The sequence below is a fragment of the Streptomyces sp. C36 genome (assembly GCF_040932295.1).
Taxonomy (GTDB): Bacteria; Actinomycetota; Actinomycetes; order Streptomycetales; family Streptomycetaceae; genus Streptomyces; species Streptomyces triculaminicus.
This window is the reverse complement of the sequence record NZ_JBFQGI010000001.1, coordinates 834,307-856,335: the sequence shown is the minus strand read 5'-3', so window position 1 is coordinate 856,335 and position 22,029 is coordinate 834,307. Positions and strand designations below refer to the sequence as shown.

19 protein-coding genes are annotated in these 22,029 nt (G+C 70.5%); 4 read left to right on the top strand and 15 right to left on the bottom strand.

Features of this window, described 5'->3' with window-relative positions:
* Positions 1–132: 132 nt before the first annotated feature.
* From AB4K12_RS03800 to AB4K12_RS03790, 3 genes are all read right to left on the bottom strand, one after another.
* A complete protein-coding gene (locus AB4K12_RS03800) occupies positions 133–933 on the bottom strand; it encodes a hypothetical protein (protein ID WP_368432798.1) in 801 nt (266 codons plus the stop codon).
* Positions 934–1,079: 146 nt separating this feature from the next.
* On the bottom strand, positions 1,080–1,736 hold the full coding sequence (locus AB4K12_RS03795; protein WP_368432797.1) for a Crp/Fnr family transcriptional regulator: 657 nt from the start codon (positions 1,734–1,736) through the stop codon (positions 1,080–1,082).
* 65 nt (positions 1,737–1,801) lie between these two features.
* Positions 1,802–2,293 carry a Pycsar system effector family protein gene (locus AB4K12_RS03790; protein ID WP_368432796.1) on the bottom strand — a complete coding sequence of 164 codons (492 nt, stop codon included), beginning with the start codon at positions 2,291–2,293 and terminating at the stop codon, positions 1,802–1,804.
* A gap of 401 nt (positions 2,294–2,694) precedes the next feature.
* On the opposite strand from AB4K12_RS03790, the gene AB4K12_RS03785 reads away from it, so the two are divergent.
* Entirely contained in the window at positions 2,695–3,801 is a 1,107-nt protein-coding gene (locus AB4K12_RS03785; RefSeq protein ID WP_368432795.1) for a hypothetical protein, read from the top strand.
* Between the two features lie 115 nt (positions 3,802–3,916).
* Here AB4K12_RS03785 and AB4K12_RS03780 read toward each other — a convergent pair whose 3' ends face one another.
* The 4 genes from AB4K12_RS03780 to AB4K12_RS03765 form a co-directional block, all read right to left on the bottom strand.
* The gene (locus tag AB4K12_RS03780; RefSeq protein ID WP_368432794.1) at positions 3,917–4,477 is read right to left on the bottom strand and encodes a hypothetical protein; all 561 of its coding nucleotides are present in this window, start codon (positions 4,475–4,477) and stop codon (positions 3,917–3,919) included.
* Between the two features lie 103 nt (positions 4,478–4,580).
* Positions 4,581–6,479, bottom strand: a complete 1,899-nt coding sequence (locus AB4K12_RS03775; RefSeq protein WP_368432793.1) for an ABC transporter ATP-binding protein — start codon at positions 6,477–6,479, stop codon at positions 4,581–4,583.
* Positions 6,480–6,778: 299 nt separating this feature from the next.
* Positions 6,779–7,228 (bottom strand): GNAT family N-acetyltransferase, encoded by a 450-nt coding sequence (locus AB4K12_RS03770; protein WP_368432792.1) that lies wholly within the window; start codon positions 7,226–7,228, stop codon positions 6,779–6,781.
* A gap of 56 nt (positions 7,229–7,284) precedes the next feature.
* Positions 7,285–7,941, bottom strand: coding sequence for a maleylpyruvate isomerase N-terminal domain-containing protein (locus tag AB4K12_RS03765; protein ID WP_368432791.1), 657 nt, complete (start codon positions 7,939–7,941; stop codon positions 7,285–7,287).
* Between the two features lie 289 nt (positions 7,942–8,230).
* Between AB4K12_RS03765 and AB4K12_RS03760 the strand changes: the two genes are divergently transcribed.
* Positions 8,231–8,674, top strand: a complete 444-nt coding sequence (locus AB4K12_RS03760) for a hypothetical protein (protein ID WP_368432790.1) — start codon at positions 8,231–8,233, stop codon at positions 8,672–8,674.
* Positions 8,675–9,472: 798 nt separating this feature from the next.
* Here the strand turns inward: AB4K12_RS03760 and AB4K12_RS03755 are convergent.
* The 7 genes from AB4K12_RS03755 to AB4K12_RS03725 all read right to left on the bottom strand — a co-directional run bounded on the left by AB4K12_RS03755 (position 9,473) and on the right by AB4K12_RS03725 (position 18,633).
* A complete protein-coding gene (locus AB4K12_RS03755) occupies positions 9,473–9,628 on the bottom strand; it encodes a hypothetical protein (RefSeq protein ID WP_368432789.1) in 156 nt (51 codons plus the stop codon).
* 24 nt (positions 9,629–9,652) lie between these two features.
* A complete protein-coding gene (locus tag AB4K12_RS03750; RefSeq protein ID WP_368432788.1) occupies positions 9,653–13,900 on the bottom strand; it encodes a trypsin-like peptidase domain-containing protein in 4,248 nt (1,415 codons plus the stop codon).
* A complete protein-coding gene (locus tag AB4K12_RS03745; protein ID WP_368433144.1) occupies positions 13,879–14,190 on the bottom strand; it encodes a CU044_2847 family protein in 312 nt (103 codons plus the stop codon). The genes AB4K12_RS03750 and AB4K12_RS03745 overlap by 22 nt, the downstream gene beginning before the upstream one ends.
* Before the next feature lie 24 nt (positions 14,191–14,214).
* Positions 14,215–14,979, bottom strand: a complete 765-nt coding sequence (locus AB4K12_RS03740) for a hypothetical protein (RefSeq protein WP_368432787.1) — start codon at positions 14,977–14,979, stop codon at positions 14,215–14,217.
* Between the two features lie 285 nt (positions 14,980–15,264).
* Positions 15,265–17,652: an ATP-binding cassette domain-containing protein gene (locus AB4K12_RS03735; protein ID WP_368432786.1), complete on the bottom strand. Its 2,388-nt coding sequence runs from the start codon at positions 17,650–17,652 to the stop codon at positions 15,265–15,267.
* A 119-nt stretch (positions 17,653–17,771) separates the two neighbouring features.
* Positions 17,772–18,182 carry a VOC family protein gene (locus AB4K12_RS03730; protein ID WP_368432785.1) on the bottom strand — a complete coding sequence of 137 codons (411 nt, stop codon included), beginning with the start codon at positions 18,180–18,182 and terminating at the stop codon, positions 17,772–17,774.
* Positions 18,183–18,192: 10 nt separating this feature from the next.
* Complete coding sequence (locus AB4K12_RS03725) at positions 18,193–18,633, bottom strand: helix-turn-helix transcriptional regulator (protein WP_368432784.1); 441 nt, start codon at positions 18,631–18,633, stop codon at positions 18,193–18,195.
* A gap of 267 nt (positions 18,634–18,900) precedes the next feature.
* On the opposite strand from AB4K12_RS03725, the gene AB4K12_RS03720 reads away from it, so the two are divergent.
* The gene (locus tag AB4K12_RS03720; RefSeq protein WP_368432783.1) at positions 18,901–20,448 is read left to right on the top strand and encodes a carboxylesterase/lipase family protein; all 1,548 of its coding nucleotides are present in this window, start codon (positions 18,901–18,903) and stop codon (positions 20,446–20,448) included.
* 51 nt (positions 20,449–20,499) lie between these two features.
* On the opposite strand, the gene AB4K12_RS03715 is transcribed toward AB4K12_RS03720, so the two are convergent.
* Positions 20,500–21,501, bottom strand: a complete 1,002-nt coding sequence (locus tag AB4K12_RS03715) for a zinc-dependent alcohol dehydrogenase family protein (protein WP_368432782.1) — start codon at positions 21,499–21,501, stop codon at positions 20,500–20,502.
* A gap of 147 nt (positions 21,502–21,648) precedes the next feature.
* Here AB4K12_RS03715 and AB4K12_RS03710 point away from each other — a divergent pair, with 147 nt between their 5' ends.
* Complete coding sequence (locus tag AB4K12_RS03710) at positions 21,649–21,990, top strand: ArsR/SmtB family transcription factor (protein ID WP_368432781.1); 342 nt, start codon at positions 21,649–21,651, stop codon at positions 21,988–21,990.
* The last annotated feature ends 39 nt before the right edge of the window (positions 21,991–22,029 follow it).

Genomic DNA, 22,029 nt, shown 5'->3' with positions numbered 1-22,029 from the left:
GCGGTCGGCTGGGTCGGGCGAGCCATGGGGAGAACCGCCCAGGCTGCGTCGGCGGTGGTGGGACGTCATCCTGGGCGTCGGGGTTCGTGTCCCGGTCGGTCTCCTCAGTCCGGGCGGTGTAGGCATCGTCGTTCATCGCGTTCCTCCGGCTTCGTTGAAGTACTGCTGCTGGGCCTGGTACTGGTTCCCGTCGCCGTTCTGGGTGAAGGACACCGCCGCGGGAGCGGGCGTCGGCGCCTGCGTCTCACCGGGTGTCCGTGAAGGCGTCTGCGAAGCCGACTGCGGCGTGTCGCCGGCATCCGCGGTCTCGAAGATGGCGGGATCCGCCAGGCCCCAGTCGAGGCCCGGGACGTGCAGCCACGCGGGCTGCTCGAACGTCTTGACCTTGGCGAGGCTTCGCGCGTAGTGCGCGGGCAGCGTTCCGCCCGTGGCGAGCCCGCTGCGGAAGACGTCTTCGTAGACGCGCTGCGAGATGACGACAGCCGTATTGGTCAGCTCCGGATTGGCACGTGCCAGCAGGTCACGCAACTTCTGGTGATCCAGCAGCCGGTGGGTTTCCACCATCGGCACGCCGAGCCCGGTGGGAGGCAACGGGCCGACGTGGATGCTGACCCGCAGCTGCAGAGCCGGCTGACCGGGGTTGTGCCTCCGGTAGTCGTGGAGGACCTGGCTGAGCGCGTCGGGGAAGCATCCGACCAGACCGGGCAACACCTCGGGGTCCATGCCGGCGACGTACCCGTCCCCGGTGTGCTGCGGGAAGGCGCGCTGCTCCCACCTCGCGCTCAGGCCGACAGCCGACAGTGCCTGCGCGAGCACCTGCTGGATGACGGCGTTGACCTGCTGCATACCCGTGCTGTTGTGCGCGCTGAAGTTCCTCGCATCGACCGCGAGGACGGCGCGGTAGGGCCACAGCGGCTCCCAGGACGGAGTCATAGGGGGTCTCTTCTCTTCGTGTCTCTTCATGGAAGGTGCCGCCGAAGCGGTCACAAGTGACTGTGGCGGCAGACGGCAGGCGGCACCGTCCAGCGCTGGACCTTCCAGTGGTGACGTGGGCCACATCGCGGTGCCGGTGCCGTGCTCTACTCCTCGGAGAGCTCCGCGAGCGCGGCACTGTCGTTGACCACCAGGCGGCCGCGCCCCAGGGTCAGCACCCCGATGGCGTGGAGATCACGGAGCACCGCCATGACCGAGGAACGGCTCATCGCGGCCATGACGGCGAGTTCCTCCCGGTCCATGCCCAGTTGCACGCTGACGGCTCCATCAGCGTCCGGGGTGCCGACTTCGGCTGCCAGGTGGCCGACCACGCGCGCCACACGCGCTCGAGGCGGCAGCCGGATCAGGGCGGCGTGCAGGTTTTCGTTCTCCTGCATACGTTCAACGGCAAGCCGGTACACGGCCCCCTCCAGGCGGTGCCGGGCAAGGTGACCACGGAACGCGTGCGCGGGCAGCACGTATCCGATGCACGCGGTCACGGCCGTCACCGTGGCCGATCTGCGGTGGTCGAGGAGCGCTCCCATCTCACCCAGCACTTCGCCCGCACCACGCAGAGCCAGGGGGACGTGCTCCCCGCTCCGGGCCGACTGCGCGACCTTGACGATGCCGTCGGTGAGGGCGATGACGGCGGTCGCCGTCTCTCCCTGCCTCAACAGCACAGCCCCTCGCCGGTACTGGCGCCGTTGACCGCGTTGCACAAGATCCGCCCATGCCTCTTCAGGCACCAAGCCGCGAAAGTTCATGAATCCCCCGTCTGCACTTCCCCGCCCGCGCTCCCCCGTCCGTGCTCCCCCGTCCGCGGCGGCTGCTAACCGATCACCGCCGCGATACCCAGCGCACCCGAGCCCGTCACCGCCGCCGCGAACGACCACTGCACCCGGCGGTGCTTGACCCAGGCGATCTCGCTCATGACCACCAACTGCCGCGACAGCGCGGCCAGGTGGTCTCTCTCACGCAGCGCGCTCTCCAGCTGCTCGGGTTCGAAGTGGCGCAGGTGGCCGAAAAACAGGTAGTCCTCGTCGGGTTCCTGCCCTCGCCGTTCGGATCGCAGGTTGGGTGAAACCGCCGCTGCCGCAAGACAGGCACCCACCAGGAGCGTCAGCACCCCCGCCCACCCCAGCACCTGCGCCGGAACCGGTCCCCCGCGGAATCCGTGCCCGGCTCCGGTCAGTACCCCGAACAACGCCAGCACGGCCGACTGCAGGCTGAGCGCGATCGACGCCTTGGCGTCGGCCTTCCCCGTCCAGTCCGCCAGAGCCGTCTGAATCCTCCACGCCGCATCCAACGGATCTGCTGCCACCAGTATTTCCGCCCTCTCACGGCTCCGGACGGCCCCACCAGCCGACTTTTTCGGCACCATGATCGCTCACCACCCGCGCGAACCAGCCCGACGACCGTTCTTCGGCCGAAAATGACCCATGGGCCAGTGCGGATCCCCCGCCATCGCCGTGGTTCCGGCTTCTCCACCTTCGGCGGAGGACGCGAAACATCTCCGCACGCTCGCCCAGGGCGCCCGGAGCGTGGCCGGGGGTCGGGCGAGTGGTCCGCTGCTCGATCAGCCGGCCCGACTGACGGGCACTGGCGTAAATCCGCCGCTTACCCCGGTTCCTGCCCCGCGACGGCCCCGGTGGGAGCACTGTGTTGCCGCTTCAGCACACCACAGGACAACACCACGGAACGCACGTCACCGGGGGGATCACCATGCCGAGCCGGATCGGGGTCGCGGTCGCCATCACCGCGCTCACCCTGTTGACACCCACAGCGGCCGCCGCCGCGCAGGACACCAACTCGTCGGCCACAGCATCGGTCTCGGGCCCCGCCGCCCAGCCTTCCGCCGGGCAGGCCGGAACGCAGGACGGGCCCACCTGGCCACAGCTGCGCGCCCGGGTGGTCGGCACCCTGGAGGAGGACGGCGTCGCCCGGGCGATGAACAAGCACGGCGACGTCCCCTTCCGCACCGAGCAGGGCGATCCTCTGGTGTGGAACGCGGCGACCGGCAAGCGACGCGCCCTCGAGGGCGCCCCGAACGCCAACCCCACCGACATCGCCGACGACGGCCGGGTCGTGGGCGTACGCGCCGGCCAGGGGGTGGTGCTGTGGAACGCCGACGGCACCCTGACCACCCCGGGCCTGCCGGATGGCGAGACGGCGGCCGGCATGGCACGGCTGGGCGAGGACGGCACGCTGCTGGTGACGGCGTCCCACCAGTTCATCGGCTGGCCCGGAGGGCACCCGCGCGTCGCCACCTCGTACTACCGCTGGCGGCCGGAGAGCGGGTACAAGCGCCTGGCAGGCCCGGGCGACGGCTCTTACACCTCCGCGATCAACGACGAGGGGCTCGTCGTCGGCTGGAGGAGCGACACGGGCACCGCCTGGCGGCCCGACGGTACGGAGGCGACGTACGCCGGCTCGGTGCCCGGCACCACCCGCACCTGGCTGCACGGCGTCAACGACAGCGGCGTGGCCGTCGGTGGGGAGATCCGCCCGGACGGCACCGCCGCGGCCATCCGCTGGGACGCGCCGAACACCCCGCGGCGGCTCACCGACGAAGGCCTCGGCGGAGAGGCCCTGGACATCAACGAACGCGGCTGGATCACCGGTACCGTCCGTGCCACCGCGGGCGGCGGCAGCCTCCCCGTGGTGTGGGATCCGCACGGAGGAACGCACCGCCTCGATCGGATGCTGGAGCTGCCCGAGGGCAGTTCCGTTCAGTCGATCGACGCCCTCAACGACCACAACCAGCTGCTGCTACGGATCCGCGACGCCGCCTCACGCCGCACCACCGCCATGGTCGTCCAGCTCGTCTGAGGACGGGTCATCAGGCGGATCGACGCGTCACCACCGGACACGTCGATCCGTCGACCTCCGGCACACCGGCACACCGCAGACCGGCAGACCGGCACACCGGCACACCGGCCGAGCTTCAGGCGGCGGTCCGCTCGGGCGCGGCGGACGCGGCCTTGCCCGGCCGGCCGGACCACCAGATCGAGGCGAGCAGGAGCACGCCGGGGAGGATTCCGGCGACCACCCTGATGACGGCGACGGAGGCATCGCAGGCCGCCAGTGCCAGGCCGGCGGCACCGCAGGCCGCCATCGACGCGCCGAGCACGCGCAGCAAGGGCCTTCCCCAGGCGGCTGCGAGGCCGAAGAAGTGCACGCCGACCACGAAGGCGATCCAGCCCACGGCCGCGCGCGGGGTGTGCAGCACCTTGCTGATCACGATCAGCCCGACCGCGAGCCCGAGCACTTCGGCTGCCACCACATACCAGTAGCGCCGCCCGAAGTTCGCGCTCGGCGTCGCGTCACCGCCGCTCTCGGTCCCTCCACCGCGCCGCCGCCCGAAGACGACCAGGCCGAGGAACGCGGCGATGGCGGCTATGCGCAGCGGAACGGCGACGGCCATCGGCAGCGCGCCCGCATTCACCTGGATGAAGGCGAGCCCGAAGCTGGCACCGATAAGACTGCCGACCCGATCTTTTGTCATGAGCACAAGTTTTTCACCCATGTGGATCATCGGCCAAATCCCACCTTGACAGCGGCCGGTCGCGAACCCTCCTCTTCCCGGTCCCGTTCGGCCTTCTATCCGGTCAGCGGTCCTGGCTGAGTTCGTACAGTTCCTGGAACAGCCCGCCGGCGCGGACGAGCTGGTCGAACGTGCCCTGCTCGGTGATGCGGCCTCGCTCCATGACGATGATCCGGTCGGCGATCTTCGTGTTCTCCAGGCGGTGCGTGACCACGATCGAGATCCGCTCGGCGGCCATCTCCTTGAGCACTTGGAAGATCAGGTGCTCGCCGCGGGCGTCCATCTCGCTGGTGGGCTCGTCCAGGACCAGTACGGCGGGCTTGCGGTAGATCGCCCGGCCGCAGGCGAGGCGCTGCCACTGCCCGCCGGAGAGCGTCACACCGCCCCACACCTCGCGGGCGAGGAGCATGTCCAGGCCGTCGGGCAGTTCCTCGACGGCCTCGCGCATGCCGACCGTCTCGACGACGTCCCACACGGCTTCGTCGTCCCAGGTGACCGGCTGGCCGAGGGTGATGTTCTCCCGGCACGCCAGGGGCCAGCAGGCGAAGAACTGCGGCACGAGACCGGTCTGCGCCCACACCGTGTCGGGGTCGACGCTCGCGAGATCGACGCCGTCCCAGGTGACGGTGCCCTTCTCGGCGAGATACAGCCCGGTGACGAGCTTGATGAGGCTGGACTTCCCGGAGCCGTTCTCGCCGATCACCGCCACCACCTCACCCCGGCGCAGGGTGAGCGACAGGTCGTCCACGGCCGGGTGGGGCTTGTTCGGATAGGCGTAGGTGACGTTCTCGAGACGGATCGTCTCCGGGCACACCGGAGCCTGCTCGCCGCCCCGGGCCAGGGCGACGTCGGCGGTGGTGGTGTCCACGAACCGCTTCCAGTCCCCAAGGAAGAGGGACGAGTGGAACAGACTCGCGCTGTAGTGGACGACGTTGGTCAGGTTCCCCAGCGCGGTGCGCACGGCCACCACGGCGGTGGCCGAGACCGCGAGCGACACCTGTCCGGAGATGGTCAGCCATACCAGCGTGGCCCAGGCGCCGGTCAGGCAGACGCCGCCGGCCGCCGCCGCGACGAGGTTCGTACGTACCTGCCGTCCGGCCGCGGCTACCGTACGGCCGTCGATGCGGCGGCTGAGCGTCTCGTACCAGAACATCAGGTAGCGGCGCATGCTGTTCGCGCGCACCTCGTTGGCGAAGCCGGAGGTGGTGATGTGCCAGCGCATCATCCCTTTGAGGTTGCGGTTGGCGGCGTTCTCGTAGTGCGTACGGTGCTCGATCTTCGCCTCCGCCACCGCCCCGATCCCCGACGGCAGCACCGCCAGCGTCAGGACCGGCAGCATCAGCGGGTGCAGCACCGTGACGACACCGAACGCCGCTACGAGGCGGATGAGCGCGGCCATGAAGGACTGGGCGTCGTACAGCATCCGCTCGCAGCGCACCACGCCCGTCTCGGCGTGCTCGTGCTCCTCGGCGAAGGAGGCGTGGTTGAAGGCCTCCAGCTCCACCGACAGCATCGCCCGCACCAGCGCCGTGTCCGCCGCCGTCATCACCCGCGGCTTGAGCCGGGCCACCGCCCACGCGGCCAGCCCGTAGGCGACCCGCCCCACCGCCGCCGCGACCGCGACGACCGCCAGCGCCGGCAGGGCCTCGCGCACGCGGTCGGGAACCAGGCCACCGCCCAGGATCGGCACCATCGCCTTCGCCGTGGCCGCGAGCACCACGGCCGCGGCGACGCCGGAGGCGATCTGGCAGCCGACCAGCAGCATCACGTCCCGCCGGTCGATCGCCCACGCCATCTTCGCGATCTGGCCGAGCAATGCCGGAATCCTCTTGCAGAGCCCCCAGAACGAGGTGTCCTGGAACGCCGACCGCAGCTTCGCCCGCTTCTGCTTCGGCTCCACCGGCTCCGGCATCGGCGGCCTGCCCGGCGTCCGGGTCTGTTTGTCCCCCTGTACAGCCTCCATGATTGATTTCCCTCCCATGGTGGGTAACGACTCCCCTGGTGGGTGAAGAGCACCGAATTCAAGGCACCCGGTGCCTAACCGGCATCATCGGGGAACGGTCACGGGTCCGGGCCGGCCGACTTCCTGACCTCGCGTCACGTGGTGGTCGCTGGTGCGGGGCTGGAACGATCCGGCCGCTGAGTCGTTCGGGGCTCGGGGAGCCCGCGGATCGCCTGCCTGTGCCAGTGACGCCGGGCGGGGCGGCTGCGGCTCGGCGTACGGGGGCTGGTCAGATGTAGGGCTCTTGGCGCCCAACCTCGTCAGGCGGTGACGAACCGCAGTTCAGGGCGTTCCCAGGCGACCTTCGGTGGCGACGGTGCGATCATTCCCACTCGCTCGGCGCCCAGGCGCCGGTAGAACTCCTCCGCCGGAGGATGAGAGACCACCCGCACATCGGCCAGACCGGCCTCCTTGGCCTGGCCGATCATGTGCTCCATGAGGAGCCGACCTACACCTCTTCCCTGCGCGTCATCCGCCACGAACGCCAGGTCCAGCTCCGGTGGCTCCAACAGCAGGGCGTAGAAGCCCAGGAGCCGCTCGGTCGTATCGACGGCCACGAAGACCCGGTGCTGGGCGATGTAGTCGGGGGTGACCCGGTAACCGGAGGTGATCGAGGCGTACTTCCCCTCGTACGCACCGGACTCCTGCACCAGGGTGGTGAGGCGCTCCGCATCCTGGGCAACGGCTCGCTTGATCATCGTGGGCTGCATCCATCGGAGTATAGGAGCACAGGCGGCCAGTGCCCATTACATGCCAGGCCGGACGCTCATCCGATGACGAGCGGGAGCTTCCCGGCCAGCGCGCCCAGTTCGGCCGTCTCCGCGTCGGTCGAGGCACGTCGTCCCGTGCCGACCAGCAGCGCGTCCTTGTCGGAGAACGACGCGGGGAACGTGTTCCCGGCGATCTCCTCGAGCATTTCGCGGGACCGGGCGAGCCCTTCCGCGGGCGGTTGTACCGCGTCGGGGAGGTGGGCGGTCAGGTCGAGGTGGTGCAGCGTCCACTCCAGGACGTACGCCGAGAGGTAGTCGCTCGCGGTGAGGACCTCGTCGCGGGTGCCGACCCGTAGGTGCGGGTCGGCGAGTTCGGCGGCGCGGCCGGCGGCGGAGCCGAGGTCGTCGAGGTGGAATTTGAGCAGCCAAGGCTCCTGGTACGCGGCGGCCAGGCGCACGATCAGCGCGTCGAGCGGGTCGTCGCCGGTCGGTTGCGTTTCGGCGACGGTCCAGTAGGTCACCGCGTCGCAGGTCGGTTCCCCTTCGGCGGGGGTTACGAGCGTGATCAGGACGTCCTGAGCGTCGATGACCAGATGGCACACCAGATCCCGCACGAGCCAGCCGGTACAGCCGGACGGCTGTGCGAAATCCTCGTCCGAGAGCTCGGCAATCGCCGTGCGCAACGCCATCCAAGAGCGCGAGAAGAGGTCCACCTCGGCACCGTAGTGCGGTGCCGAGGTGACGGACAAGCACACCGTGAAGCCGGCCGTTCCCTACGGAGTCCATCCCACCCGTCCCACGACTGCCTCGGCCGATTCCATGTCTCCGCAGGTCAGAGCGTGGGACGTCCCACGATGGCCCGACCCTCCGAGATCCGTTGGCAGGCGCGGACGCGGCACAGCAGAGTCGTTCCCGCAAGCCGACGGGCGGTGCGGTCCACCCCGCGCCGCCCGTCGCACCACCACTCACCGACGGACTCGTCAACGGGGAGGAATCCACCTCATGAACGTACGCAGGAACATCGCCGCCGTGGCCGTGACCGCCGCACTCGGCGGAGGGCTGGCGCTGGCGGCACCGGCCGCCACCGCCGCTCCGGCGTCCGGCACCACCGTGACCGCGCCCCAGGTCCAGGAGCGCTGGTACCGCCAGTGGGGCCCTGTCGACATCAGCCAGGCCTACCTCCGGTCGCACGACCACCGCTGGGACTCCTCCGGGCACCAGCAGCCCGGCGGCGGGCTGACCATGGCTCGCGGGGCCATCAGCTGCACGGGGAAGGGCTCGATGTCCCTGGAGGTGCGCAACGTGAGCCAGAACAAGAAGGACTCCGCGAAGGCCGGCTGCAACGGCAAGAAGAACTACGCCACCGTGGCCGCCAGGCAGGGCGACGTCATCAAGTTCACCATCAAGGGCAGCAAGGCCACCAAGATCGAGGCATGGGCCGGCTGACATCACATCCATCCAGGTACCGGGTGCCTGACGCCCTGACCTGACGCTCGTCCGACCGCGGTGGCGTGGCCTCTCTTGGGGAGGGGCCACGCCACCGCCCCTTTGCTACTTGCAGGGCGCGCTCCGGGGCGAAGAGGACCGACGGCGCTGCGGGCCTGGTCCCTCTTCAGCTCGTGAACCCCCCGCGGGATCAGGCCGTGCAAGACACTTGTCCGGGCTACGGCTGATCAGAGGGCGGATGCGGAATCCGCTCGATGGCAGCCGAAAGCACCTGCCTCAGCAGAGTAGTTCGCGCCTGGAAAGGCAACCCGGGCGGCTCCGGAACCGCTAAGGTCTTCCGCAGGCGCACTGCGGTGCGCTCCCCTCCACGAGGAGTCCCCTGAGGCTCGGGCTTCGCACCCAGGGGGCCCGATCCGGGTCTCCTCCGGAGTGGCCACCGGCAACGGCCACACCTGTTGGAGGGGAGCGTCCATGGGACGCCACCGCAAGAAGCCTCTGCACGAGCGGATCGCCTCGGTGATCCGGGAACTGTGGAGGTGGATGCGGGGCCGGTGACTAGCCCGCCCCCAAACACATTAGGGGCGGACTAACTAGTCCCAGCTCGGTCCTCGCCCGTGAACTTGCCCTTCACGGGTGAGGGCCACTCTACCGCCCCTGCCCTCCTCGCGCAGCCTCAGGCGCGGTCTGCGGCCCGCCGGATGGCCACGACCGGCTCCGTCGGCACTACGCGCGCCTACTGCCCCGGCTGAACGCCCAGCCCGACGGCGCGGATGACCGTACATGGGCTCGGCCCGATACCTAGGCCTCCGGTTCGGCGCGGCGGGAGCCCCGCCCGGCTCGCATTTCGCTCATCGAGTGCGGCCGGGCGAACTCCTCGGCGAACATGAAGCGCAGCAACAGTACGGCGGCTTCTGCCGCGTAGCCCTTGCCCCGGTGGTCGGCGCCTATCGTCACCGGTCGAGGAGCCCGCTCTCCCTCTCATACACAAGTCGGGTGCGGTGCCGTCCCTGCGGGAGCGGAGCGGAGTTCGGCGGGGGTGAGGGTCGTGCGGGAGGAGATGCGACAGAGGTGTGCGATCCACGTGGCCGGGGCGAGTGGCAGAACCGCCCACGATGAACGGCGCGTGTGCCCGACGAATGACTGGTCGTCGAAACTCGCGCCGTAGAGCAGGTGGCCGGTGGTCGGCGCCAGCGTGGCCGGTGACGTTTCCAGGGGTATGGCGCGCTCTCGCGTCCGCGTGAGGAGGTTCCAGATCGCCAGCTGCTGGCCGTCGCCCACCGCGAGCCGGTCGCTCGCTGTCAGTCGTGAGGAGGCGGGCAGCCGCATGTCCGACGAGGGGGCGTAGCCGTGGGCGGCGTCCCAGGTGTGAAGGGTGCCGTCGGCGGCAAGGGCGCGCAGGCGATCGCCGGCGTAGTGCAGGTCGGTGGTGTCCGTTCCGGCGGGGAGGTCGAGGGTGGCCCGTAGGGCGCCTGTCGTGGTGTCGTGGATTCCGATGTGTGCGCTGCCCTTGACCGCTGTGGCGTACTGGGCGGCGTTGGGCCGAGCTGCGAGCCGTGGGGTGATGGCCGCTCCGTCGACGACCGTGTTGACGCCTGCGGTGTCCTGGACCTTTCCCGGTGTTCCCGCGGCTCGGCCGGTGCGTGGATCCCAGCGGCTGATCAGGCCCTCGCAGGACGCGAGGAGGTGCTCTTCCGAGTCGACGGCGAGTTCGGGCGTGGGGGTGGCTCCGGTCCGTGGTGCGCGGCGGGTCGTGGGGAGGGTGATCCGGTGTTCTTGCCTCAGCTCGGGGATGCTCCAGACGATGACGTCGTTCGGCTCGCTCGTCGTGGTGATCAGGTGTTTCTCGTCCCTGGTGAAGACCATGCGCGCGGTGGCGGCCAGCGTGTGATCGGAGGCGGTCGCGGAGATGGTCCTGCGGCCGAGGGGATCCCACAGGCGCAGTTGGACGTCGGCGATGTCGTCGACGCTGTGGGAGACGGTGGCCAGGTAGTGGCCACGCGGGCTCGGTTCAGCTGTGATGCTGCTCTGCGGCAGCGATTCGAGCGTACGGAGCCCGAGGCGGAGTATTCCGACCGAGGTGACCTGGTCGATGGCGAGGAGGAGCTCGTCGGGGCGGCCGGTGTCCACGGCTGCCTGGATCCACTTGAGACCACGGGTCGGCAGGACCCGCATCGCTGTCAGTCGGCCGGTGGTGACGCCCCAGACCGACAGGCTGGTCCGCGGGGTGTATCCCATGAGCCGGGCCGCGGTGGGCGTGCTGATGAGCAGGTAGCGGCCCCGCGTGTCCAGGCGGACGGCACCACGGTCGCGACAGCCGAGGTCGCCGCTGGTGAACGAGCCGCCGGCCTTGCCTGTGGTCAGGTCCCACGTGCGCACACGCTGCAGCGAACCTCCCGCGTCCGTGTTCTCGCACATGACGTCGGCCAGAACGCGGCCGTCTCCGCTGACGAGCGCCGATTTCCCGGCCTTGATGTCGTTCCGGAAGGCGCCCGTGCCGCGGTCCCACACCGCGACTGCCCCCGCGTGCCGGACGACGAGCGTCGTAGGGCTCGGTCCTCGGCCGAGGATCGCGTCCAGCCCCTCGGCCGGGACGGCGACCCCCGGCGGGGGAAGCCTGCCGGACGCCACGTCGGCCGGTGCGACGGAGACCGTCTTGTGGTCGGCCCGTAGGACGACGAGTGCGCCGTCGCCGGTGAAACGCACGCTGACGGGCGCCGGCTCGATCGTCCGATCGCTGATGGCCGTGTGCTGGGCGAGGTCCCACACGACCACGCGCTTCCGGTGGGTCGTCACCAGCTTGGTGCCGTCCGGGCTGAGGTCCACCTGCCCGAAGCCGGAGCCGGGCAGGTCACGTCGTACGGGTCGCGAGGAGTGCAGGTCCCACGTTCTGACACCGTCCTCGCGGCCGAGGGCGACGGCGAACCGGCCGTCGGTGGTGAGCTGGACCCCGGACTGGTCGGGGACGTCCAGGACGCGCTCGTAGTCGTGAGTGTCGAGATAGCGGCCGAACAGGTTGGCGTAGGCCTCGGGAGTGGGGTGCGCCTGGTACGCGGCGATGCTCAGCAGGTTCGTCAGCGTCGGCTCGGACAGCGCCCTGCTGTTGCCGTCGGCCGCCGAGGCGAGGGCCCGGGAGGCGGCGATCGCCTGCTGGGTACGGGCGACTCCGTGCTGTTGGAGGAACAGCGCCCCCAGGACGAGGGCGGTCACCACGATGAGGCCGACCGTACCGATCGCCGCGCGGCGGACACGCCGTGTTCGGCGGTCGTGGGCCACGCTCAGCGCGATGTACTCCCGCTCCGGGGGCGAGAGGTCCTCGGCCCGCTCCTCGACCCGCCGCGAGGCTTCCCGAAGATCTGCCGCCTTCAGCAGCCGGCCGCTGTCGCGGCTATCGCGCTGCCAGTCGTGGAGCGCGTGCCGGAGGTTCTCCTGCCACGTACGGAAGTCGAGGTCCTCCTCCACCCAGCGGCGCAGCCTCCCCCAGCGCCTGATGAGCTCTTCGTGGACCAGCTCCACGACTTCCTCGCCCTCGGCGGTGCGGTCGGCCGTCAGAAGGCGGCTGTCGAGCAGGCGCATGGCGAACGCCCAGACCTCCGTCGGCACGGAGGTGCGGCGGACGAGCCGACGTGTGTGACGGCCCTGCTGGTCGGGCCGGACCAGCTGGGTGAACAGCCGGGGCGCCAGGGTGCGGTCGGCGTCGGACAGCTCGTGGGCGTGCACACGCTCGGCGTGGGTGGCCAGCGCTCCCAGGACACCGCCTGCGGCGTCGTAGGCACGGTGGGTGATCCAGCCGTTCTGCCTGGTCTCCCAGAGCTGGGTGAGGGTGAACTGCAGCAGTGCCAGGGCTCCCGATTCACCGCTCACCTCCTCGACCATCCGGGTGGCGAGGCCCTCCTCGAAGAACACCGACGTTCCCGCGACCGGTCCCTCGACCACTTCCAGCAGGGACGCGGCGGACGGTGGAACGACCGGGAAGACGCTCTCGGCCAGCGCGTCGGCCACGCCGCGGTGGCTCAGCGCCGCGTCGAGGTAGTCCGACCGCAGCACAACCACGGCGTGCCAGGTACGTTGGCCGCCGGCCTGACCGTCCCGTCCCGGCAGCTGTCTGACGAGAGCGGCGGTCTCCTCCTGCCAGGTAGCCAGCAGTTGCTCGAACTGGTCGATGACCAGGACCAGCCGCCGGGCCCGTGTGAGCGCGAGGATGCGGCTCACGACGGGCTGGAGGCCGCCGGAGGCGAGCACGGAGGCCAGCTTGGGCACTTCCGTCTGCCGGTCGACCTCGCTCATCGACGGTTCCAGGTACGGCAGCAGCGCTCCGGCCAGGGGCGCGGCGGGGCGCGTGTCGGTCTCGGGCCGGAAGGAGACGACCAGGCAGTCGTAGCGTTCCCGCAGCCGGCGCGCGACCCCGGCGTGCACCAGGGAGGACTTGCCGACCGCGGACGGCCCTACGACGGCCAGGGTGCCTGCGCGCGTCACGCGGGCGGCCAGCCGCTCGACGGTCTCGGTCCGTCCGAACAGCTCGTCCCCCTCGCGGAAGGGGTGAAGGCCCTTGTAGGGGCAGTGCGGGGGTGGCAGCAGGTCACGCAGACGCGGCCAGGAGCGGATGAGCGTGTCGACAGGGATCATGTAGGACGTCCGCAGGGCCGGGTCGCGTGTTCTGGCGACCGCGATGCCGACGATTCCGCCGAGCTCGACGTCCCAGACGGGCGTTCCGCTGAAACCCGGTCCCACCGGGATTCCGGAAGGGCGGACGTCGTCGATCTGGACCCACCCCACGGCCGTCCGCCCGAGCAGCGTTCCCCGCGCGTACGCTCCCCCTGCCTCGTCTCCCTCGGTCGGGAACCCATAAGCCCGGATGCCGTGGTTCCAGAGGCTCTGGCCGGTGACCAGCTGTAAGGGACGGGGCTCGTCGACTTCCGGCTCGAGCCGGAGCACGGCGACGTCTCCGGACCCGTCGGCGGCAATGGGGAACCAGCCGTCCTCACGCACCCGGGCGCTGGCGGGGCCCGTACGGGTCAGGGGAAAGGCGACCTTCACCGCTCCCGAGGGACGCTCCTGAGCGTCCTCGGGGAGGGCCAGCGCCTGGGCCACCACGTGGGCACACGTGATCACGGTGTCGGACGAGACGAGCAGCCCGCCTCCGCAGGCGACACCGGCCGTCGAATCGATCCGCGCGACGGCGCTCGCGCAGTCCGCCTCCCGGGGTGTCACGACGGGTGCTTCGTCCACTTCATGACGACCGTGAAGTTGGCCTCGGTCGCGGCTTTGGCGATGACGAGGCCGGCCTCGGTGTTCAGCTTGACCCCGAACTCGACGGTCATCTCCTCCGGAGCGTGCGCCACGTCCCGCAGGCTGGAAGCCAGGGTCTCGGCCACCGACCGCAGCCGCCCCAGGGCGGACTCCAGGGACTCCCCCGCGGCCTTGACCACCTCCCCTGGCCGGGTGACGCGCACGACGCCCCCCGGGGCGGCCTCCACCTCCACCTGAACCGGCTCGGCGCCGTCGACAGGTATCTCCACCAAGCAGCGCATGCGATCCCCCGATCATCGGCGCACAGGGCCTCTTGGGGCCGGTGGTAGCGGCGGGCAGGCCGTTTGCACAGATGTGCAGGGCGCACTGTCCGCCTGGAGCCGGAAAACTACTCCCGCCCTCCGGGCGGCTCCAGGCGCACGACACCGCATGTGGGGGCGCGTTGCCGGGCACAGAGGCGTACATGGAGGTGTACGCGCCGCCATTCCTGAGGCCGGGGCGGCCCATTGCCGGCAGCGGCGTCGCCAGTACGCGTAGGTCAGGGCCGGTACGAGCAGACCCCACGAGCAGAAGAGGCCGCTGACGGTCGCGGCCAGGATCCGCCACCCCTGGTTGTCCCATGGGCCGTCCCCGAAACCGGCGATGTGGAAGGTGCACACCACCCAGTCCGCGAACAGGAAGAGGAGGAAGAGGCCGGCGATCGTCGCGGGTACGAGCGCCACGACCGGCGGAATGCACTTGCCGCCGAGCCTCGGTACCCAGTCGGGCACGACCTCCCCCCACCAGCTCACCAGGCCGCGGCACGCGAACGCGGCGAGCTCGGTCAGCACGCTCAGCGCGCCGACGTAGGCTAAACCGCCCAGGATGCCGACCGGCAGAGGTTCGACGTCCATGCCCATCATGTACCCGAAGCCGATGGGGAGCCGCCACAGGCACACCGGCAGGGCGAGCAGGGGCAGGAGCCGGGCGATCCGCATCGCCCAGGGCGGGACGGGCCGTTTCGTCGTTCTCCCGGCGGACGTCCTCTTGGTGGGTGGTCGGGCGTCGGTATGCGTCATGTGCGGGTCGTCCTTTCGGCCAGGCGCCGGGGTCGGCCTCAGCCACCTGTTCGAAAATCGCAAACCGTTCTGCCCAGGGGCGTCGACCAAGGGGACGAAGCAGGTCCGCCTCGTGGCGGAGGCCGCGTTCCACCTCGGGATGACGCGCGGAAAGGGTTCTGGTTGGTGAACCCTCAGGGGCTTCGTGCACGAGGCGACCGCCGGGGCACGCACCGTCTTCTGGGTCGACCCCACGCCTCACTGCCATGCAGGTCTCGGCCCGTACAGGGACCGCGAGGGCCTCGGTCAGGCGCCGACGTAGGCGGAGAGGTGCTCGCCGGTGAGGGTGGTGCGGGCGGCGACGAGGTCGGCGGGGGTGCCCTCGAAGACGATCCGGCCGCCGTCGTGGCCGGCGCCGGGGCCGAGGTCGATGATCCAATCGGCGTGGGCCATGACCGCCTGATGGTGCTCGATGACGATGACGGACTTGCCGGAGTCGACGAGCCGGTCGAGCAGGCCGAGCAGTTGCTCGACATCGGCGAGGTGGAGGCCGTTGGTCGGCTCGTCGAGGACGTACACACCGCCCTTGTCGGCCATGTGGGTGGCCAGCTTGAGCCGCTGCCGCTCCCCGCCGGACAGGGTGGTGAGCGGCTGACCGAGGCTCAGGTAGCCGAGCCCGACGTCGGCGAGCCGGCCGAGGACGCGGTGCGCGGCCGGCGTGTGGGCCTCGCCGGCGCCGAAGAACTCCTCGGCCTCGGTCACCGGCATCGCGAGCACCTCGCTGATGTCGCGGCCGCCGAGGTGGTACTCGAGCACCGACGCCTGGTACCGCTTCCCCTCGCACTCCTCGCAGGTGGTGGCGACGCCGGCCATCATCGCCAGGTCGGTGTAGACGACGCCGGCGCCGTTGCAGGTCGGGCAGGCACCCTCGGAGTTGGCGCTGAAGAGCGCCGGCTTCACGCCGTTGGCCTTCGCGAACGCCTTGCGGATCGGGTCGAGCAGGCCGGTGTACGTCGCCGGGTTGCTCCGCCGCGAGCCGCGGATCGGTGTCTGGTCCACCGACACCACGCCCGCCGAGGCCGGGACGGACCCGTGGATGAGCGAGCTCTTGCCGGAGCCGGCGACGCCGGTGACGACGGCGAGCACCCCGAGCGGGATGTCGACGTCGACGCCGCGCAGGTTGTGCGTCGTGGCGCCGCGGATCGGAAGCGAGCCGGTGGGCCTGCGCACCGTCTCCTTGAGAGCGGCCCGGTCGCCGAAATGGCGGCCGGTGGCCGTGCCGCCGGCCCGCAGCCCCTCGACGGTGCCCTCGAAGCAGACGGTGCCGCCCGCCGTACCGGCTCCGGGGCCGAGGTCGACGACGTGGTCGGCGATGGCGATCACCTCCGGCTTGTGCTCCACGACGAGCACGGTGTTGCCCTTGTCCCGCAGCCGCAGCAGCAGGCCGTTCATCCGCTGGATGTCGTGGGGGTGCAGGCCCGCCGTGGGCTCGTCGAAGACGTAGGTGACGTCGGTGAGCGAGGAACCGAGATGGCGGATCATCTTGACGCGCTGCGCCTCGCCGCCCGACAAGGTGCCCGAGGACCGGTCGAGCGAGAGATAGCCCAGGCCGATCTCCACGAACGAGTCGATGGTCCCCTGCAGCGCCGTCAGCAGCGGCGCCACCGACGGCTCCTTGAGACCGCGGACCCATTCGGCCAGGTCCCTGATCTCCATCGCGCAGGCGTCCGCGATGCTGATCCGCTTGATCTTCGACGACCGGGCGCCCTCGCTGAGCCGGGTGCCGTCGCACTCGGGGCAGACGCCGAACGTCATCGCCCGCTCCACGAAGGCACGGATGTGCGGCTGCAGCGCGTCGATGTCCTTGGCCAGCATCGACTTCTGGATCTTCGGGATCAGACCCTCGTACGTCAGGTTGACGCCCTCGACCTTGATCTTGGTCGGCTCCTTGTGGAGCAGGTCGTACAGCTCTCTCTTGGTGAACTTGCGGATCGGCTTGTCCGGGTCGAAGAAGCCGCAGCCGCGGAAGATGCGGCCGTACCAGCCGTCCATGCTGTAGCCGGGGATCGTGAGCGCGCCCTCGTTGAGCGACTTGCCGTCGTCGTAGAGCTGGGTGAGGTCGATGTCGGAGACCGTGCCCCGGCCTTCGCAGCGCGCACACATGCCGCCGGTGCGGCTGTAGGTCGCTTTCACGGCCTTCTTGTTGCCGCGCTCGACGGTGATCGCACCGCTCGCCCGGACCGAGGGGACGTTGAAGGCGTACGCGCCGGGCGGGCCGATGTGCGGCTTCCCGAGCCGGCTGAAGAGGATGCGCAGCATCGCGTTGGCATCGGTGGCGGTGCCGACCGTGGAGCGGGCGTCGGCCCCCATCCGCTGCTGGTCGACGATGATCGCGGTCGTCAGCCCGTCGAGCACGTCGACCTCGGGCCGCGCCATTGTCGGCATGAAGCCCTGCACGAAGGCGCTGTAGGTCTCGTTGATCAGCCGCTGCGACTCCGTGGCGATCGTGTCGAACACCAGCGAGCTCTTGCCCGACCCGGAGACGCCGGTGAACACCGTCAGCCGGCGCTTCGGGATCTCGATGCTGACGTCCTTGAGGTTGTTCTCGCGCGCACCGTGCACGCGGATCAGATCGTGGCTGTCGGCGGCGTGCGGCGCAGGCGACTGCGTGCCCGTCCTCGAGGTCTTGCTCATCGTGTTCGTGTCTCCATCAGTGGGGCCGCGGCCGCCTTCGCGGTCTCCGTCGGGGTCGCCCGGCTCGATCCATCCGTCGCGAGGAGCGCCGCCGAGCGGTCCTCGCGACAGATCGAGCGCTACGCCTTGGGCTTCTGCTGGATCCGCACCATGTTGCCCGAGGGGTCGCGGAACGCGCAGTCGCGCGGGCCCCAGGGCTGGTCGATGGGCTCCTGCAGGACCTCGGCGCCGGATGCCCGTACCCGCTCGAAGGTCGCGTCGAGATCGTCGGTGCTGAAGACGGTAGTCGGCAGGACACCCTTGGTGAGCAGTTCCTGCAGGGCGTCGCCGTCGGCCTGGGAACGGCCGGCGTGCGGTTCCGAGAGCACGATCTCGAGGTCCGGCTGAGCAGCGCTGCCAAGGGTGACCCAGCGGAATCCGCCGGAAGCGACGTCATTGCGCCCTTCGAGGCCGAGGGCGTCACGGTAGAAGGCGAGCGCCTCGTCCACGTCGTTGACGGTGATGTGGCAGTACTGGAGTGCGATGTTCATGTCGCCAACGTTAGGTGGCGGCGTCGCGGCCCGCTTCTTCAATCCTGCTCGGTGGATTTCTCGTCGGGCGGGTGCGCACCTTCGCCACGCACGCGGGCATCGCCGCCACGGCGCGGTGCTCCCGTTTGCTGTACGCGCTCGGCGTCTCCCCCACGACCTCGGTGAACCGCGAGCTGAACGAACCGAGCGAGGTACAGCCGACCGTCATGCACGCGTCGGTCACGCTCATGCCCCCACGCAGCAGCGCCATCGCCCGCTCGATCCGGCGGGTCATGAGATAGCTGTACGGCGTCTCGCCGTAGGCCGCGCGGAACTGTCGCGAGAAGTGCGCCGGCGACATGAGGGCATGGCGGGCCATCGTCGGCACATCGAGCGGCTGTGCGTAATCCCGGTCGATCAGGTCGCGCGCTCGGCGCAGGTGCACGAGGGTGGCGAGCTCTTCCGGGGTCATGGCACGACGCTACCACTCGACCACTGAAACATCCGTTGACCTGCATGAACGGGATGTGGGGCAGCAGGCGGGGACATGCGTCGGGAGGTGGTACGAGGACCTCACGCCGCCCGGACCGCCGCCCGGACCGCCGGCTGGTCCGCGAGCCGGCCCACGGCCGCTCCGTAAATGGCTGGCACGCATCACGGCACAGCGGGATGATCCGAGGGTCCGGGCCGACGTAACGGTCCGTGATCGCGCTCCACCCTGCCCAGCGAGGGAGTTGTGATGACCGCCGCCGTATCCGATCCGTCCGATCCGTCCGGGCCCCGGCCCGAAATCGACGCGGTGACCGGCGCGTTGCACGGCGTCTGGGAGGCGGGTGTAGCGGTCTTCCGCGGCATCCCGTTCGCCGAGCCACCGGTCGGCACGCTGCGCTTCGCCGCACCACGGCCGGCCCGGCGGTGGGACGGGGTACGGGCGGCGGTGTCGTACGGGCCCCCGCCCCCTCAGGGTGGCGCTCTGGGCATGGCCGCGCTGTCGCGGGGCGCGACGGGTGACGACTGGCTGACGGTCAACGTCTGGTCGCCCGATCCGGGGCGGGGCGCGGGGCTGCCGGTGATGGTGTGGATCCAGGGCGGCGCCTACACGGTCGGCATGTCCGCTCTTCCCGAGTACGACGGCGGCCGTCTCGCGCGTGAGGGTGGCGTCGTCGTGGTGACGTTCAACTACCGTGTGGGGCTCGAGGGTTTCGGACAGATCGAGGGGGCGCCCGCCAACCGCGGGCTGCTCGACCAGGTCGCCGCCTTGGAGTGGGTGCGTGACAACATCCGCGCCTTCGGCGGCGACCCGGACCGTGTCACGGTCTTCGGCCAGTCGGCGGGCGCGGGATCGGTCGCCGCGCTGCTGGCGATGCCGCGTGCGGCCGGGCTCTTCGGCCGGGCCGTCGCGCAGAGTGTGCAGGGCACGTTCTTCTCGCCGGATCTCGCCGCCGACATCGCCGCCTCCTGTGCCGCCGAGCTGGGGCTGCGGCCCACGGTGGCCGACCTGTCCGCGGTGGCCCCGCCCCGGCTGTCCGCCGCGGGTGACGCGGTCGGCGCGAAGATGACCCAGTGGGCGGAACGCTGGGGTCCGGTCGCGCACAGGACCATCCCGTTCTCGCCGGTCGTCGACGGCGATGCGCTGCCGGTCACTCCATGGCAGGCCCTGGCCGACGGTGCCGGCCGGGACATCGGACTCCTCGTCGGCCACACCCGCGACGAACAGCGGCTGCTCACCGCGCTGGACGGCCTGCTGGGCCAGGTGACCCAGGAACAGGCGGCGACCGCGCTGGACGTCTTCGGCCCCGGCCAGGACGGCGCACGCCGCTACCGCGACGGCTTTCCGGCCGCGGGATCGGAGGAGCTCCACGAACTGGTCCAGTCCGACTGGGTGTTCCGCATGCCGAGCCTCCATCTCGCCCAGGCCCAGACGGCCTCCGGCGGTCGTGCCCACGTCTACGAGCTGACCTGGACCGCTCCGGGCATGGGCGGCGCCCTCGGCGCCTGTCACGGCCTCGACGTACCGCTCGTCTTCGGCAACCTCGACCGCGGCCAGCCGGCCATGCTGATCGGCGAAGCCCCTTCCCCGGAGGCGGAGGCCCTGTCGGCACGCATGCGCGCCGCATGGACGGCGTTCGCCGCCCACGGTGACCCGGGCTGGGCCCCGTACGACACCGAGCGACGCCTCGTACAGCTCTTCGACACCCAGCCGGCCGTCAGCGCCTACCCGGAGGAGGCCTCCCGCCTGATCTGGCAGGACCACACCTTCCCCGTGCTACCGCTGATCGGCCGGTAGGTTCGCCCGGCCACGCATCCGGGATCGCGGTCCAGGGCCGCGAGAGGCAGCTCAGTGATCGACGGTGACGACGATCTTGCCCACCTGTGCGCCCGCCTCCATATAGCGGTGCGCTTCGACGATCTCGTCGAGGCCGAAGGTACGGTCCACGACGGGCCGGAAGGCACCGCTGCGCAGGCCGGAGGTCACGAACGCCGTCGCCCGGCGCAACCGCTGCGAATCGGCGGTCGTCTCGCGCACGACGGTGTAGGTGCGCATGTTCAGGGCGGGCATGCCGAGATCGAACCCCGGATAGGGGGTCGGCTCGCCGCTCAGCGCCCCGTACAGGAAGAGCGTGCCACCCGGGGCCACCACCTTGGCCAGATCCACCACGCCGGGGCCGGCGACGGCATCGAAGACGAACTCGGCACCCCGCCCGCCGGTCGAGGCGAGAACCCGCTCGACGACGTCGTCCTCATCCGTGACGATCACCTCGGCCGCGCCCGCCTCGAGCAGCGCGTCCTTCTTGGCGCCGGTGCGCGTGGTGGCGATCGGCACCGCCCCGACGCGCCGGGCGACCTGGATCGCGGCCAGACCCACACTGCTGGAGGCGGCGGTCAGTACGACCGTGTCACCGGCCCGCATCCCGCCGACGTCCACCAGCGCCCCGTAGGCCGTCAGGTACGGCATCCACACCGCCGCGCCCTCCACCGCACCGAGCCCCTCAGGTCGGTGCACCACAGCGGCCGCGGGAACGATGGCGCGCTCGGCGTAAACGCCGTAGTCGTTCATCGAGAACGCGGGCAGGACGCTGACCGGTTGGCCGATCTCGAAGCCCGTCACCCGAGGTCCGACGGCCTCGATCACGCCTGCGGCCTCCGCGCCGAGCCGGGCGGGGAACTCCTTGACGGGCTCGATGTAGTCGCCGCCGCGGAACAGCGCTTCCGCGCGATTGACGCCGATCGCATCCACCCGGATCAGCAGCTCACCGGGGCCGGGTTCACCGACCTCCACGTCCTCCAGCCGCAGCACCTCCGGGCCGCCGTACTCGTGGAACCGCACTGTCTTGACCATCACACATCCCCCTCGCGAGCGGTGACGGCGGCACGTGATCCGCGCCGCCGGGCCTCACTCAAGCCAAAAGTACGACGCCTGTCAAACTTCGATGATCGTCATACTTCGATGAGTGTCGTACGATGCGTTTCAGGAGGTCGACGAACGATGGCAACAGCACGGCGAAGCACACGCGAACGCGTCCCGCAGCACCCGGACATCCACACGATCCGCCTGCAGCAGGTACTCGAGGCCCTGGTCGACCCGGTCCGCCGCAGGATCATCGGCGCGCTCCACGACGCCCGCCAGGACCTCGCCTGCGGCACGATCGACCTGCCGGTCAGCAAGTCCACGGCCACCCACCACTTCAACGTCCTGCGCGAGGCCGGCCTCATCCGCCAGTACTACGCCGGCACCTCCCGCATGAACGGGCTGCGCCAGGACGAGTTCGAAGAGGCCTTCCCCGGACTCCTCCAGGCACTGCTGATCCATCGCGACACGGAAGGCTGAGCGACCGACCTCGCGCCACGCACAGCATGCGCAGCGGCC